We start from the raw sequence: 16,186 nt of genomic DNA, 5'->3' as shown, positions 1-16,186 counted from the left end.
ATCATGTCGAAACTTTTGCTGATTGACCTCGACGGAACAATGATCGACACGCCGCATTTTCAAGCGTGGAGCAACGTCGCTCACAGACTTGCCGGCAAACAACTGACTCAGCGCGAATACATTGACCACATTGCCGGACGTCCTCGCATGGAAGGCGCTTCACGATTGCTGGCGCTGATCACCGATGACATCGGTGCTGAAATGACCGGCTCGCTCAGCGCAGACGAACTGGCGCAGCACAAACAAAAGGAATTTCTACAGCTCTCCCAAGGCACTGAGCTGTTCGAGGACGCAAAGCGATTGCTGGAACGTATTGCACAAGCCGCACAGCCAGTGATGTTTTATACGGCGTCTCTGAATGCGCCGCAGTTGTTCGAGGCGGCTATCGAGCGCTCCAGTCTGCGGCAAGAATCCAGGTTATCGATTACCCGACAGGCGCCCGGTCAGAGCCGCGAAGCGCTGATTCAACAACTGGTCGGAAGCCGCGATCCGCAGGATGTCGAGCTGATTGACGACAGTCCCTATGCAACGGATCTGGCCTGTGGCCTGGGGCTCCATGCCTGGCAGATCCGCCGGCATGATCTTGAACCCAAGGCTGCTCATCCACAGGCATCAATACTGTCATCGCTTGATGAATACCCCCTGGCAAACCCATCCCAAGGAAGGACCATGAATAATCAATCCGCTGTTCTCGTTACAGGCGGTGCGGGCTACATTGGCTCGCGTCTGGTACCAAAACTGCTGGCTGCCGGTTACCGGGTCCGGGTACTGGATGCGCTTTATTTCGGCAACGGCCTGGAGGGCGTGATGAACCATCCGGCACTGGAATTCATAAAGGGCGATATTCGCGATCCGCTGCTCGTCGAGCAGTCGCTTCGGGGGATGCACACCGTTGTCCATCTTGCCGCAGTGGCCAATGATCCCAGTTTCAATTCGGCACCCGAACTCGGCCAGTCCATCAATATCGATTGTCTGCCGCATCTCATGAGCAGTGCAAAGCGCCTTGGCTGCCGGCGCTTTATCTATGCATCCTCAGCCAGTGTCTACGGCGTCAATACAGAACCATTTGTCGATGAGCGCCAACCCTGCGTGCCCATCACCGACTACAACCGCTTCAAGGCTGACGGCGAAAAAATACTGTTCGGGCTCACTGATGCATCCTTTGAAACCGTCGCGGTTCGAGCCGCTACCGTGTGCGGCTGGTCGCCTCGCCAGCGCCTGGATCTGACCGTCAATATCCTTACCGCCAGTGCGCTGGCGCGCGGTGAAATTACCGTGTTCGGCGGCAGTCAATACCGCCCCAATGTGCATATCGGCGATCTGACCCGGCTGTATACGATGCTCGTGGAGCGCGAATCGCTGGACGAAGTCTGCGGAACCGCAATCAACGTCGGCTACGAAAACCACACGGTGACCGAGATAGCCGATCAGGTAAAACAGGTTGTCGATCGTTACTTCCTCGTCAACGTGCCGATCACCACTACCCGCAGCGATGATGTTCGGTCTTACCGTCTGGATTCGCGACGGGTGCAGGAGACACTGGGTTTCGAGTTCATCTATTCGATCAGGGATGCCATCGTGGAAATCTGCGAGCAATGGCAATCCGGGAACTTCAACGACAGTGACGATGTGTTATCCGACACCCGCTATCACAATGTGCGCAACATGCTGCACAACGACTGGTCGTACCAGGCGTCGGGGGACACGTCGTGCTGACCATCGCTTATGGAGAGGAGTGCGAGGATATCGTCGGTATCGAGCCGCGGACATCGTCCTTCGCAGCCTGCGTGGCAATGCTGGCCAATCCCTTGATCGGCGTGCGCCCGCATGTGCCCAGTGCCTCGCCGCGCACACGGCGCACGCAACTGCTCTGCGCGGGGGTCTATGCACCCGGGGTCGGCGTTTCGCGGGAAATCATTTCTTTGCCAGCGCCGGCAGTCCTGCGCCTCTACGATGTGGACACGGGCGAACCTCTCGAGCCATCAGGCGATGGACCGGCGGTGGTGTTGGCGATGGATCAGGCGACAGTCAGCAGCCGCGAGCTGTTCCAACTGCGGGGCGTCCGTTATGAGCTGAAGATTGATCAGTTCATTGATGCCCCTGATGACAGCGCCGTGTCGACCCGCATCAGTCTGACTCGACTGGGCGAGCCGACCGGTGCGCACCGATTGCGACTGGATTACGGCGTGGATGGCAGTGCCGAGAATGAATACCTGGGCACCAGTGACTGGCTGACCGCCCGACATTACCGTTTTGGGCAAAGTGTTGTCGATCGAACGGCCTTCACTGTGGATGTCGATGCCGCAGAGTATCGGCTGCGCTACAACGTACGTGTCGAACAGTCCGGTTCCGCTGCGAGTTCCGTTGTTTGCTGGCGACACGGCCTACAGGGTTGTATTGCTTCCGTCACCATGGATTTCAACTCGGTGCTGCAGCATCGCATCGCCACGCATTGGCGGGTTGCAATCGATGGCGAGCACAGTATGCCCGACGCGCTTTCTGGCGACTTCGATGTGACCCATATCCAGAGCAGCCATCTTGACCGATGGAGCAGGATCTGGAGCGAGCATGACGTCACTGTTCAAACCGCGCAGAGACGTACCGATCTGGGCATCAAATACGCGATGTTTCAATTGCTGCAGCACGGCGTGGGAGTCGCACCCCCCGAGCGGGGAACGCTCTCGCCGGCGCGCGGCCTGACCAGTACGTATCACTCCGGAGCGACGTTTTTCGATACCGAACTGCACAAGTGCATGTTCTGGATCTGGAACGAACCCGGTGTCGCCAGGGCGTTGATCGACTATCGCTACCACTGTCTGGAACAAGCGCGGGAGTTTGCTCGGGCCAGTGGCTATGAGGGAGCGCGTTTTCCGGAAGCAGCCAATGATCGAGGGCGGGAAAATGGTCCCCATTATGTGCTGGCGTATCCCGAACAGGACATTCGACGAGAGTGGAGTGTCCATGAGGTGCTCCACATTTCGGCAGACGTTTGCTATGCCGTGAACAAATACTGGAAGGTCACCGGTGACGATGCGTTCATGATCTCTCGCGGCTTTGAAATGCTGCTCGAGTGCGCCCGTTTCGCCGCGTCCGTGTTCAAGTGGTCCGAGAGTCGTCAGGCGTATGTCGTTGAATCGGTCATGGGGCCGGACGAATACCACTATCATGTGGACAACAGCTTTTTTACCAATTACATGCTGCGCTGGTGTCTCCGGTCAGCGCTTTCCCTGTGCGACCGGCCGGGGTTTCCGGGATTGCCCGAGGGCCAGTCCAGGCGCTGGCAGTCGATAGCCGATAACGTCTTTCTGCCCTGGATCACTGTGGGTGGGGTGGTCATTCCTGAAGAGTTTGAAGGTTATGCCGCCTTACCTGACACGCAGCTGCGTTCCGACAAAAAGCGTGGGCCGCAGTTTGCGGACGAGGCCGAACGGGAGAGCGCAGAGAATCTGCAGAATTTCGCGTCGCAGGTAGTCAAACAGGCGGACATCGTGTTGTTGATGTCGATGTTTCCAGAAGATTTTTCAACGGACGTGAAACGCGCAGCGTTCGAATATTATGAACCGCGTACGGTGCATGAATCGTCATTGAGCTACGGCCCGCACGCGGTTGTCGCCGCGCACTTGGGCAAGACGTCGATCAGTGCCGATTTCATTGCTCGGGCCAGCCGCTACAACCTCGATTTCACTCCGCTCGACGACTACAGCAATGGCCTGCATCTTTCCGCCTATGCTGGAGCCTGGCAGGGCTTGGTGGAAGGGTTGGCAGGACTTGATCTCGTTGCGGACCAACTGGCCTTCCGCCCGAGGTTGCCCGCCGATTGGGATGCCTACCACTTCACCCTTGAGTTTCGGGGCCGGCGTCTGCGCATTTCCGTAATCGGGGACGATGAGCTGGAAATCCGCGAGGGCGGCCGGCAGTTGCCAACCGAACATGGCCAGGATGGATATATATGCCTCAAGGAGGGGCACCGATGATTTCTATCAAAGAACGCTTATCCCCCTATAACGATGCGCTGCGAGTCTTGCCTTTTCGCAAGTTGCTGATCGGCCAGGGTCTGTCGATGGCCGGCGACGCCATCTGTCTGGCGGCGCTGCCGATAGCGCTGATACGGGACGGTTTTGGTGGTGATGTGTTTGGCTTCATCATGGCCGCAGTCGGAATCGGAACCGTCGTCGGTGCTCTGGCCGGCGGCATGCTGGCGGATCGCAAGTCGCCTCGACAGGTGCTCATCTACACCGATACGGCCCGAGGCATGGCGCAGCTTGCGGCCGTCGCACTGCTTCTGACCGGTGCGCCTTGGGGCTGGCTGGTGCTGGCCTATCTGATCTTCGGCATCGGCATCGGCGTTTCTCGGCCCTGCGCTCAGGTGCTGCTGGTCAGCCTGTTACCCAAAAAGGCGCTGGTCGCGGGCAACGGCGCGATGAACTTCATCGATAACCTGGTCGCCATTCTGTTTCCGGCGACGTTGGGCGTGTTCATCATCTTGTGGGATCCGGTCTGGGGGATACTGATCGATGGCTTGACCTTCTTCGGCGCGGCGATTTACACCGCTCAGTTACCGAATGTCGGCCGTCATGAATCCGAAGAAGAGTTCTCCCTGCGCGAGGCGTTCAAGGGCATCACCGTGGTCAGCCGTAACGCCACGCTGCTGCTGGGGTTTGCGGCGACGCTGGTGGTGAACGTGCTGTGTTTTCCGATTTTTCTGGTCGTTGCACCCTACGCGATCAGTCTTCGTTTCAGCGAAGAAATGTGGGGATATTGCCTGGCAGCATCAGGGTTCGGCGCTTGTCTCGGGTCGGTTGTCACCGTGCTGGCCTCGGGGCACGAACGCCTGGTGGGCCTTGCGGTGGTATGCGGGTTGTTCCTGGCCGGAGCGATGGCGTTACTCGGGCTGGGGACGGCGGCATGGATGGCGGTTCTGGGGGCGACGTTCGTCGGTATCGTCGAAGCGTCCTGGCTCACCGGCTGGGCAACCGCCATGCAAACACTGTCGCCCGAAAAGGATCTGGGCAAAGTCGTGGCGGTGGATACCTTTGTCACCAGCGGTGTGCACCCGTTCATTTATCTGGGCAGCGGCGTAGTCGGCGGGATGATCGGCTATTCCCAGACGCTTGCGTTGACCGCCGTCATCAGCGCGGTTGGCACTCTGCTGATCGTCCTGACGTCCATCATGTTCATGCCAGGGAGTGCGCGTAATGATCAAGTGCAATAACGTACAGGAACAGGCCCAGGATCTCTGTGGCGAGATCTTTGAACGCTGGCGGGAGCTGTTGCAATCGGGCGAGTTCATTCTCGGCGATCAGGTTCTGGCGTTCGAGTCATGGATGTCGGATCGTTGTGGCGGCGCGCACGCCGTTGCCCTCAATTCAGGCACGGATGCGCTGTTTCTGGCATTGCGCGCGCTCGATATCGGCCCCGGTGACGAGGTGATCACCTGCGCCAATACCTTTGTTGCCACAGTCGGAGCCATTGTTGCTGTTGGTGCCCGGCCGATCCTGGCAGATGTGGGTGACGATGAACTCCTGAGCGTCGAGACGATTGCGCCACTTGTGACTGATCGGACCAAAGCCGTGATTCCTGTCTATCTGCGCGGACGCCCTCTGGATATCGACCCAATCATCGACCTGTGCCGCTCGCGCGGGGTTGCCGTGATCGAGGATTGCGCTCAGGCGATCGGCACTACGATCGATGGCCGGCAAGTCGGCACTCGCGCTGATGCGTCAGCGTTTTCCATGCATCCGTTGAAGACGCTCGGTGGTCTGGGTGACGGCGGGATGCTGGTGACTCGCGATCCGGGAATTGCCGAATACGCGCGGATGGCACGCAATCACGGCCTGGAAAACCGTAACGAATCGATCCGGTTCGGCATCAACTCCAGACTCGACTCGTTGCAGGCAGCAGCACTCAACATCAAAGCGCAGTATCTGGATCAGTGGCTGAAGCGGCGCGTGGAAATTGCCGCATTCTATGATGACGTCCTCTCGACAACCCGCACGGGCACTGACCTGGGGCGCGGCAAACCGGGAAATGCCTACTATCACTATGTCGTGCAATCCACGCATCGTGACGAGCTGCAGGCTTATCTGGCAGAGCATGATGTGCAAGCGGCCATTCATTATCCGTTGCCCATTCATTGGCAGAAGGCATGGTTGAGCAGTCAGCCACGCATCGCGTTACCCACAACCGAACGCCTGTCCCGGCAAATGATCACACTTCCTTGTCACCATCATTTGTCGGATGGCGACGTGGAAAAGGTCGTCACGCTGATCAAGCAATTTGAACGCGCGGTGAGGTGGTGAGCGTCGATATCGAATGTGTCGTGATTGGCGCCGGAGTGCTCGGGCTGGCTGTCGCCCGGGCCCTGGCCGTGAGCGGCCGTGAAGTGATCGTGGTGGAGGCGGGTGAACGCATTGGAACCGGCATCAGCTCGCGCAATTCAGAAGTCATTCACGCCGGCATCTACTACCCCACTGGCAGCCTCAAGGCGCAAATGTGCGTCGACGGCAGGCATCGCCTGTATGCCTTTTGCGAAGCGCACGCAGTAGCGCGCCAACCTCTGGGCAAGCTTGTTGTCGCAACCGATGAGGCGCAGTGCGGGGCATTGCAGCGGTTATGGCAGCAGGGACGGCGCAATGGCGTCAACGACCTGCAACTGCTCAGCGCCCGGCAGGCGCTGGAACTGGAGCCTGAGTTGTCATGTAGCGCGGCACTCTGGTCGCCCTCTACCGCAATTGTCGACTCCCATGCCTTGATGCTTGCCTTGCAGGCAGACGCCGAGGCGGCGGGCACCTCGTTTGCCTTTAACACGCCGTTCGAATCGGCCTGTCGTCGCCCGCAGGGTTTTGAGTTGCAGATCGGCGGTGCGCAACCCATGAACGTCAGCTGTGGCGAACTGATCAACTGTGCGGGCTTGTCTGCGCCCCAGCTTGCGGGTCACATTGTCGGTCTGTCTTCACGATACGTCCCGTTGGCCAGGTTGTGCAAAGGCAGCTACTTCAGCTTCAGCGGTCGGATACCTTTTCGCCATCTCATCTATCCCGCGCCCGAAGCCGCGGGTCTCGGCGTGCACATGACGCTTGACCTGGGGGGGCAGGCGCGTTTCGGACCGGATGTCGAGTGGATCGATCAGGTTGATTACCGTGTGGATCCTCAGCGGGCCGAAGGCTTCTATCAAGCGATTCGCCGCTATTGGCCCGGCCTGCCCGATGGCAGCCTGGAACCGGCCTATAGCGGCATCCGCCCGAAAATCAACGCCGTACACGAACCGGCGGCGGACTTTGTCATCAGTGGCCCATCGGCGCATGGAGTGCCGGGGCTGGTTAATCTGTTCGGCATCGAATCTCCTGGGTTGACGAGCTGTCTCGCCATCGCGGAGCGTGTCGTACAGGCGCTCGGGCAAAATTGACCAGCCTTTGTCCAGAGGGGTCACACGTCCAATTCGATCAGCTCGCCATCGTCTTTTTCCAGCCGCTGTAAAAACACCTGCGCGTCCAGCAACTGATACGGAAAATACAACCCGGGCCTCACAGGCGCTTGCCCATCCAGCCCAACCAGTCGCTCCAGCAGCATGGCCACGCTGAGCCCGGTCAACGCCGCTGCGCCTGATCGGTGAACCACGGCGTGCCGGGTGCGCAACGGCTGTCCATCGTGATCCGTGCCTTCGAGTTCAATGAGTATTTCCGTCGACATCGGCTGACCCTGCCGCCGGGTCGAGCTGACGCCGCTGGCGAGGTTGAACTCGACGTTCGGGGCGCCGGTGGCGGCGGCCAGGCCGGTGACGTCGATGGAGGAAAAGCCGGCGCCCTGCATGATTGTGCCGTCGACGGCGCGGAAGCTGACCTTGGCGTCGTCGCCTTCACGCCAGATGAATTCGCCGTCACGGCGGGTCAGTGCGGCGGGCAGCATTTTGTTCAGGTGCTCGAAATCGACGGCTACGGTCGGGCCGCCGCCGTCCTGTTCGTCGACCAGCGCATGAATGCGGATGTCGTGCACGCGGGCGAATGCCTTGGCGATGTGCAGCGTTGCCACGGTTGTGGCACCGACCATCCATTCGTAGCCGAGGACAATGGGCGACGCGTGGGGCGAGTGGATGAAACTGGCGATTTGCGGGGCGATTTCGAACACGCCGGAAGAGATGCTCAGGTGCGGCACCTTGCGCTTTTGCGCAAAGCGCAGCCCGGCGAGGGCGTGGTCCATGTAGAACAGGGCGATGGCGCTGACCGGGCGATCACCCAGCCCCAGATCTTCTGCGCGAGCATCGATGACCACACCCTGGGCATTGCCGATTTGCTCGGCGGTTTGCTGAGCCTTGGCGAGGTCGCGTCCGCCGATCAGCAAGGGGACGTCGGGATGCGCTACGCGCAATGCGCGGGCCGTCTGATGGCCGATGGCGCCGGAGCCGCCCATGAACAGAATGGGATGAAGTGGCATGAATCCTCCTCATTTTTTTGGATTGAAACGTGCGTGGATTAGAAGCTTCAGGCCGTCTGCCGTCGCCGGGTTCAGCCCACCAGATGAAGAAACTGCATGTGCCGCTCGTATTGATCGAGGATATCTCCGATCACCTCTTCGCGTGACCAGCCCATGATGTCCTTGTCTTGCCCACCTTCTCGCAAATGCACTTCGGCCCTGAAGTACTTGCGATCCTCGTCCTGTGTGTCACCCATGACAAAGCTCGGCATCGCGTAGGGGTGAGGGCGCACTTCATAGATGAACTGCGGATTGTCCGCACCGCCGACGCTGAGTCGGACGCTGTTGTCTTCCAGGTCTTCGACATTGCACACATAGCCCTGCTTTCGCCATTCCTCAGCCACCGATAGACAAGCCGGTTTCGCCGTCTCGCTTATGAAGCGAAGCACATGTGAACGCCGCGGGAACATGGCCATTGTCCGCAACCTGCGTTGCCAGCTGCCCGGGCTGCGGCTGACGCCGGGGGACATTGCCTGATAACGCAGTCCGCGTTTGGTCGCATCGAGTTTCAAGGCCTTGAGCAGACCTCGCATGCTGAAAAGCAGGGTGATTGTGAAAGGCAATGCGCTGGCGATGGTCGCGGTCTGCAAAGCCTTCAGACCATCTGCCAGAAGCAGAGCAATGGCAACCAGGCCCATGCTCGACGCCCAGAACACGCGCTGCCATACCGGCGTGTTTGCCGATCCGCCCGAAGCCAGCATGTCGACCACCATCGCACCGGAGTCTGCCGAGGTGACGAAGAACACCACAACCATTACTACGGCGACCAGCGAGATCACGCCGGAAAACGGGAAATGCTGCAGGAACGCAAAGAGCGCGAGGGAGGTGTCCTTATCAATGGCTGCGCCCAGGTCAGTGATGCCTTCGGTGAGAATCATATGAATGGCGGTGTTACCGAACACGGTCATCCACAACAGAGTGAACGCTGCGGGAACGAGCAACACACCCATGACGAATTCACGGATGGTGCGGCCTCGGGAAATCCGTGCGATGAAAAGTCCGACAAAGGGCGACCAGGCCAGCCACCAGCCCCAGTAGAACAATGTCCAACCGCCGATCCAGTCGGTAGGTTGGTAGGCATATAGGTTTAGCGTTCTGCTGACGATTTCGGTGAGATAGCCACCGGTGTTCTGCACGAAAGTCTGCAGGATCAGCACCGTAGGCCCGAGGACGATCACCATCAACAACAGCAGCACCGCCAATCCGAGGTTGAGTTCCGAGAGGCGGCGCACGCCTTTGTCCAGACCGGTGACAACCGAAACAGTGGCGAGCCCGGTTGTGACGACGATCAAGATGATCTGCACGGTGGTGTTGATTGGGACGCCGAACAACGCGTTGAGCCCCGTGTTGATTTGCGCAACACCGAAGCCCAGGGACGTCGCGACCCCGAGCACCGTGCCGATGATGGCGAAGATGTCGACGGCATGACCTATCGGTCCGTAGATACGATCTCCGATCAACGGGTACAGCGCTGATCTGAGCGTGAGCGGCAGCCCGTGACGATAACTGAAATAGGCAAGGATCATCGCCACGATGGCGTAGATCGCCCAGGCATGCAGGCCCCAATGGAAGAAGGTGATCTTCATTGCTTCCCGTGCAGCCTCGACAGTGTTGCCGTCGCCGACTGGCGGGTTGAGAAAATGCATGACCGGTTCGGCCACGCCAAAAAACATCAGGCCGATCCCCATACCGGCCGAGAACAGCATGGCAAACCAGGTTGTGCTGCTGTAATCGGGGCTGCTGTGGTCGGGGCCGAGTTTTATATCGCCGTATCGGCTGATACCGAGAAACACCACGGTCCCAAGGATGATCGCTACAGCAAGAATGTAGAACCAGCTGACATTGGTGATGATCCAGCTTTGCACCTCGGCAAACACCAACTGAGCGTTGGCCTGGAAAACACTGGCATAGATAACCAGCAGTAGCAGGATGATCCCCGATGTATAAAAAACCGGTGGGTTGAGCGTAGGCGTGGTTTTTGGGTCGGCCTTGTCTGTCATATGAATCTCCTCAGGACGATCTCAGCGAATCGTGTTCCTCTGTGCGCTGATGCAGGGCGTTGCAGATGACTCTGCACATCAGTGGTCGTTCCGTTCAGCGGTGATATCAAAATAGACGCTCGCAACACTTTCATTTCGGATCCGGGATCCAATCATTAACTAACTATATCGCATGCCGACAAGCGGTAGGCTGAGCCTATTGCTAGAAGTGATGGCGCAATGACATATTGCAGCACCTTTCCCCACTTCAAGATGTACCGAAAATGCGCCCCCTCAAGTCACTTGTTGCAGCGTCGTTGCTGCTCAGCGGGTGCAATGGAATGCCAGTCGCTTTTGTTCAGGATCCTGTTTTAGACCAAGCCTTTGTCGTCCACTCCGGCGCGCCTTTGCCTTACCTGCTGATGGGTTCGGCTGTGCAATGGAACGAAGACTTCGCCGTAACGGTGAAGCACATTCCTTACTTGTCGGGCACGGTTTTCCAAGGGCAGGCAGACGTGCAGTTCTTCCGCCACAAGGCCAATAGCGTGCCGGCGTGGCGCGGCTACAAGCCGGGCGAGGAGCTGACTTCGGTGGGCTTCAATTCGCTGTACATGTCGGTCAAGGGCACCGGCCAGGCGCTGCCGGCGATGGTTCGCCTCGACGTCAAAGAGGGCAACGTGCTCTACGGCACCCATAATGGCGCGCTGGCCAAAGGCATGTCCGGCGGGCCGGTGTTTTCCGCCGATGGCAAAGTGGTTGGCATCAACGTGGCGTTTCTCACCCGTGACGACGTCAGCCGCCTCAAACGTAAAGACTTGCTCGATCAACCGCGCGTAAGCATCTTTTTGCCGTACGCGGAGATCAATCGCGAGTGGTCGCGCTATCAGGCCAGCATCACCCCGACAGCGCCACCGGCGGCCAAACTGGCCAGTCGCTGATCAGCGTTCGCGCAACGCTTCGCGGGCGCGGTTGAGTGGTTTGATCAGGTAGTCGAGCACGGTTTTTTCGCCGGTACGGATGTCCACCGTGGCGATCATCCCGGGCACGATGGCGAAGCGTTTACCGGCCTTGTTGCGCAGTTCATCCGAAGCGGTGCGGATGAACACGCGGTAGTAGAAGATCTCCGGCTTGGCTTCGTCCTGGATGGTGTCCGGCGAGATCGTCACCACTTCGCCGTCGAGGCTGCCGTAGATCGAATAGTCATAGGCGGTGATTTTCACTTTCGCCGCCTGGCCCGGGTGAATGAAGGCGATGTCGCGCGGCGAGATGCGCGTCTCGATCAGCAGTTGTTCATCGAGCGGCACGATCTGCATGACCTGGCCGTTGGGCGCAATGACGCCGCCAATCGTGCTGACCTCGATGTCCTTGACGATGCCGCGCACCGGCGAGCGCAGGGTCAGGCGCGACAGTGAATCGGTGCGCCCACGGATCACCGCTTCGAGCATCTGCGCTTCGGCGTTTGCCTTGGCCAGGTCTTCGCGGGCGCGAACCATGTAATCGGAGCGGGCTTCGGTGGCCTTCAATTCCAGCTCCGAGCGTTGACGGGTCAGTCGCAGCACTTCGACCCGGCTCGAGGCGCCGATCTTCGCCAGGTTTTCAGTGATCGCCAGTTCGCTGCGCACCAGTTTCAGCGAGCTCTGAATACCGTCGAGGGTTTCCGCCAGACCTTTGCGCCGGGTCTGGTAGAGCTCGGTTTCGGCGCGGATCAGATCGGGAAACTCCTGCAGCGATGCGTCGAAGGTCAGGGGCTTTTCGGCGACTTCGGCCTGCAAGCGGTTGACGCTGGCCAGCGCCGCGCGGTACTTGGCCGCGCTTTCGCCGACGTTGGACTGGTTCTTCACCGGGTCCAATTGCGCGAGGATCTGCCCGCGCTCGACCAAAGCACCTTCGCTGACATTGAGCTGTTCAAGAATGCCGCCCTCCATCGACTGAATCACCTGTTCGCGCGAGCTGGGCACCACTTTGCCGGTACCGGTCGAGACCTCGACGATTTCAAACCACGCCGCCCAGGCAATGAAGCAGGCGAGCATCAGCGCGCAACCCCAGATCACCTTTGCGCCACCGGCAAGTGCGCGCTCATCGCGGCCGTCGAGGTAGGACATCGGGTCCGGCACGTCGGTCATCATCGGCTTCATACCGCCACTCCTTTGCCCGGTGCGCGCAGCCGCGCGAGAGCCGCGTCGCGATGGTCGTCAATGACGATACGCCCGTTGTCGAGGACGATGATCCGCTCGACCAGTTGCAACACACTGACCCGATGCGTGGCGACCACCAGCGTTCGGCCCTGGGTCCAGGTCGCGAGTTTTTCCAGCAGCAGACGCTCGGTGACGTCATCGAGCGCGGCCGTCGGTTCGTCGAGCAACAGCACTTGTGGCTGACGGATCAACAAGCGTGAGAGCAACAGGCTCTGACGCTGACCGCCCGACAGGCCCAAGCCACCTTCAAGCACTAAATGATCCATGCCTTTGGGCAGCTGACGAACGAAATCCAGCGCGCCAGTGACAGTCAGCGCGGCGATGATTTCCTGATCGCTGGCCTGACCGGCGCCGAGGGTGATGTTGTCGCGCAAGGTGCCGTGAAACAGTCGCGCCTGTTGCGACAGCAGGCCGACGTCGCGGCGCAGGTCGGCCGGATCCAGATGTGCCAGGGCGATGCCGTCCAGAGTGGTTTCACCGCTGCTCAGATCCATCGCGCCGCCCAGTGCTTGCAGCAACGTCGACTTGCCAGCACCGTTGCGGCCGAGCAGGGCGATGCGCTCGCCGGGCCGAATGCTCAGGTCGATGTTGTTGAGCGCCGGGGTCGATTCCTCGCTGTAGCGGAAGCTGGCCTGACGCATGCGGTAGTCGCCACGAATCGCCGGCAGGTGCACGCGCTGACTGCCTTCGGGATGATCCACCGGCATCTGCATGATCCGGTTCAAGCCTTCGAGCGCGACCTTGGCCTGCTGCCATCGCGTGAGTACGTGAGTCAGTTGCGCCATCGGCCCCATCATCCGCGACGACAGAATCGACGCCGCGACCAGACTGCCGGTGGTCAGGTCGCCGGCAATCACCATCGGCGCGCCGAACACGATGACCACTGCGAACACTCCGCCCTGCACGTTCTGCGTCCACGCCACCAGGCTGTTGGTCAAGGTGCGCAGGCGCAGGCTGCTGTCGGCCGAGGCGGCGTTGTACTGGTTCCACTGTTGCTGGAAACGCTGCTCGGCCTGCAATGCCTTGATGTCGTCGAGGCCCTGAATACTTTCCACCAGCATGGCGTTGCGCAGCGCCGCTTCACGCATTGATGCATTGGCCAGTCGCGCCAGACGCGGTTGCGCGATGATCCCCGGCAGCAACATGAATACCAGCGCCACCAGTGGAATCAGCACCAGTGGCCCCCCGATCAAATAGAACACCAGCAGGAACAGCAGGAAAAACGGCATGTCCGCCAGTGCCGTGGCAGTGCTGGAGGTAATCAGGTCGCGGATCTGCTCCAGCTCGCGCAACTGCGAAATGAACGAGCCGGTGGATTTCGGCCGCGCCGAATTACGCAGACGCAAGGCGTGGCCAAAGACCAGATCGGAGACGCGCAAGTCGGCGCGTTTGCCCAGCACATCGGTGATGCGCAGACGCAGAATGCGCATGACGAAATCGAACAGCAGCGCCAGCATCACCCCGCCGAACAACACGTACAGGGTCGGCAGCGACTTGGCCGGAATCACCCGGTCGTACACCTGCATGGAAAACAGCACCCCGGCCATGCCCAGCAGATTCGCGACCAGTGAGGCGATCATCACTTGGCTGTAAGGCCGCAGATCGGTGAGGACGATGCGCCGGAACCAGTGCTCGTCGTAGGGCTTGATGTAATCGTTGGTGCGCACGTCCGCCACCGGTTGCGTCGGACGCAGAATCACCGTGCGCAGGGCCTGCTCGGCGAGTGCGCCAGCCTCCATGCGACTCTGCAAACCTTGATCGCCACTGAAGGAGATGCCCAGCTCTCCGGTCTCACCGATGCTTTCAAGCACGCCGACCTGACCGTCGCGCAGTTGCACCACCAGCGGCGTGCGCCAGCGGCTCAGGCTCTTGTTGTCGAATGCCGCGAATTTCACGCTCAAACCGGCCTGACGCGCCATGTGCCGAACCACTTCTTCGACGCGGCCTTCGCTGTGCACCGAGGCCAGGCGCACGCTTTCCGGCGAGACGTCGAGGCGATAGTGACGGGCGACCTTCAACACCGCTTCCAGCCACGGTGAATAGTCTTCGCGAGCTTCGGCAGCAGCGGGTTCGGGAACAGTGATGCTGGCATCGGTCATGGCAGTATCTCGACATTCTGGATGGCGCTGTGGTCGATGCCGAAGACCCGGCGAATCGCACCGCTGTTGTAGAAGCAGTCGATCTGCAGGCGTTGCAGATCAGCCTGGGTGTTGACCAGATCGAAGCGCGACTGATGGATTTCCTGCTCGGCGTTGAGCAGGTCGAGCAGCGGCCGCGTGCCCAGTTCCAGGTACTGGCGGCCATACAACATGCGCGCCTCGGTGATGCTGGTCTGGCGAAATTCCAGCGAGCGCAGCCGCCGGTTCAGGCCCGAAGTTTGCGCCTGGGCTTCGGCCAGACCCTGGCGCGCTTGCAGACGGGCGAAGTCTTCGGCCGAATCCGCTGCGGTCAGCGCATGCCCGGCGGCGCGGCTGCGCGCACTGATCGCGCCGCCCTGATAGATCGGCACTTCGAGGTTGAGGAAGATCCCGACCTGAGTGCGATCGGCGCGCGAGTTCTGATCGTCGTAGTGGTCGTCCAGGTATTGGTTGACCGACGGTTGCAGCGACAGGGTCGGGTAGGCCTCGGCTTTGGCCTGGGCCAGCTCGGCCTGGGCCTGAGTGCGTTGCGCGGCGGCCTGGAGGACGGCGGGCAGGGTGTCGGAGATCTGCGAGGCGTCGCAGGCCTGAGTCAACGTCGGCGCGGCGGCGTCGCTGACTGCCGGCGGCGTGCGCCGTCCAAGCAAGCTGGTCAGCGTTGCTTGCCAGCGTGCGTATTGCGCCTTGAATTCCTGCAACGTCGCAGTCGCGCCTTCGGCCCGGGACTGCGCCTGAACCATATCGGAGCGGGTGCTGGCGCCCATGTCGCTGCGCTGTTTGGCCAGATCAACGATGCCGCCGATGCCCTGAATCTGCTCGCGCGCAACCTCAAGCAGACGCTGATAACGCTGCACCTCGATGTAGGCCCTGGCGGTGTCGCGGGCGATGTCGTCGATCGCCAGCAGAATCCCGGCCTGACTGCGCGCCACCCGGGCGCGGGCGGCGTCGACCGAACTGGAAACCTTGCCGAAGTCATACAGCATCTGCTTGAGGGAAATGTTCACCGATTGGCTGCCGGCATCGCTGCCGTAACCGCTGGTGTAGCCACCCTTGATGCCGCCGGTGACCTGCGGGTAATAACCGGATTCGGCGACGTTGACCCCTTCGCCTTGCTGGAACAGGGTGCCGATGGCTTCGCCGATGCGTGGGTGCCAGTCCACGGCCAGCCTGACCGCTTGTTCCAGCCCCAAAGTATCTGCGTTGGCGGCCGTTTTTGAAGCAGGGGCAGGGCGCTGACGATTGTCATTGCCTGCCGGTTGTTGCAGTTGCGACGGGCTGATGCTGCGCAAGCTGCTGTCGAGATTGTCGTCGGCGCGAACGTCGACGGTGAAAGCGGGGTAGAGGCCGATGGTCAACAGGACCACCGGCCATTTCTGGCGAAAAACTGACTCCACAGACTTCCCTT

Annotated in this window: 11 protein-coding genes; 6 read left to right on the top strand and 5 right to left on the bottom strand. The window is 60.3% G+C overall.

The window, feature by feature from the left end; translation table 11 throughout:
* Window positions 1-3 precede the first annotated feature (3 nt).
* The 5 genes from D8U60_RS05760 to D8U60_RS05740 are packed head-to-tail and all read left to right on the top strand — an operon-like array spanning window position 4 to window position 7,405.
* Entirely contained in the window at window positions 4-1,716 is a 1,713-nt protein-coding gene (locus D8U60_RS05760; RefSeq protein ID WP_130899678.1) for an NAD-dependent epimerase/dehydratase family protein, read from the top strand.
* The gene (locus tag D8U60_RS27765; RefSeq protein WP_206663307.1) at window positions 1,710-3,974 is read left to right on the top strand and encodes a glycoside hydrolase family 65 protein; all 2,265 of its coding nucleotides are present in this window, start codon (window positions 1,710-1,712) and stop codon (window positions 3,972-3,974) included. The genes D8U60_RS05760 and D8U60_RS27765 overlap by 7 nt, the downstream gene beginning before the upstream one ends.
* Window positions 3,950-5,212: an MFS transporter gene (locus D8U60_RS05750; RefSeq protein ID WP_241663514.1), complete on the top strand. Its 1,263-nt coding sequence runs from the start codon at window positions 3,950-3,952 to the stop codon at window positions 5,210-5,212. Before D8U60_RS27765 ends, D8U60_RS05750 begins: the two co-directional genes overlap by 25 nt.
* A complete protein-coding gene (locus tag D8U60_RS05745) occupies window positions 5,196-6,299 on the top strand; it encodes a DegT/DnrJ/EryC1/StrS family aminotransferase (RefSeq protein ID WP_130899677.1) in 1,104 nt (367 codons plus the stop codon). The genes D8U60_RS05750 and D8U60_RS05745 overlap by 17 nt, the downstream gene beginning before the upstream one ends.
* Entirely contained in the window at window positions 6,296-7,405 is a 1,110-nt protein-coding gene (locus D8U60_RS05740; RefSeq protein ID WP_130899676.1) for an NAD(P)/FAD-dependent oxidoreductase, read from the top strand. The genes D8U60_RS05745 and D8U60_RS05740 overlap by 4 nt, the downstream gene beginning before the upstream one ends.
* A gap of 20 nt (window positions 7,406-7,425) precedes the next feature.
* On the opposite strand, the gene D8U60_RS05735 is transcribed toward D8U60_RS05740, so the two are convergent.
* Both D8U60_RS05735 and betT read right to left on the bottom strand, forming a co-directional pair.
* On the bottom strand, window positions 7,426-8,430 hold the full coding sequence (locus tag D8U60_RS05735; RefSeq protein WP_130899675.1) for an NAD(P)-dependent oxidoreductase: 1,005 nt from the start codon (window positions 8,428-8,430) through the stop codon (window positions 7,426-7,428).
* A gap of 71 nt (window positions 8,431-8,501) precedes the next feature.
* On the bottom strand, window positions 8,502-10,469 hold the full coding sequence (betT, locus tag D8U60_RS05730) for a choline BCCT transporter BetT (protein WP_071171993.1): 1,968 nt from the start codon (window positions 10,467-10,469) through the stop codon (window positions 8,502-8,504).
* 320 nt (window positions 10,470-10,789) lie between these two features.
* Here betT and D8U60_RS05725 point away from each other — a divergent pair, with 320 nt between their 5' ends.
* On the top strand, window positions 10,790-11,386 hold the full coding sequence (locus D8U60_RS05725) for a trypsin-like peptidase domain-containing protein (protein WP_130899674.1): 597 nt from the start codon (window positions 10,790-10,792) through the stop codon (window positions 11,384-11,386).
* Here D8U60_RS05725 and D8U60_RS05720 read toward each other — a convergent pair whose 3' ends face one another.
* The 3 genes from D8U60_RS05720 to D8U60_RS05710 are packed head-to-tail and all read right to left on the bottom strand — an operon-like array spanning window position 11,387 to window position 16,145.
* Window positions 11,387-12,571 (bottom strand): HlyD family type I secretion periplasmic adaptor subunit, encoded by a 1,185-nt coding sequence (locus D8U60_RS05720; RefSeq protein ID WP_130899779.1) that lies wholly within the window; start codon window positions 12,569-12,571, stop codon window positions 11,387-11,389.
* A gap of 8 nt (window positions 12,572-12,579) precedes the next feature.
* The gene (locus tag D8U60_RS05715) at window positions 12,580-14,742 is read right to left on the bottom strand and encodes a type I secretion system permease/ATPase (protein WP_130899673.1); all 2,163 of its coding nucleotides are present in this window, start codon (window positions 14,740-14,742) and stop codon (window positions 12,580-12,582) included.
* Complete coding sequence (locus D8U60_RS05710) at window positions 14,739-16,145, bottom strand: TolC family outer membrane protein (RefSeq protein WP_125926192.1); 1,407 nt, start codon at window positions 16,143-16,145, stop codon at window positions 14,739-14,741. Before D8U60_RS05710 ends, D8U60_RS05715 begins: the two co-directional genes overlap by 4 nt.
* Window positions 16,146-16,186: the final 41 nt, after the last annotated feature.

The organism is Pseudomonas sp. Sample_11 (assembly GCF_004307505.1).
In the GTDB taxonomy this organism is placed as follows: domain Bacteria; phylum Pseudomonadota; class Gammaproteobacteria; order Pseudomonadales; family Pseudomonadaceae; genus Aquipseudomonas; species Aquipseudomonas atacamensis.
This window is presented reverse-complemented; position numbering and strand designations above follow the sequence as displayed.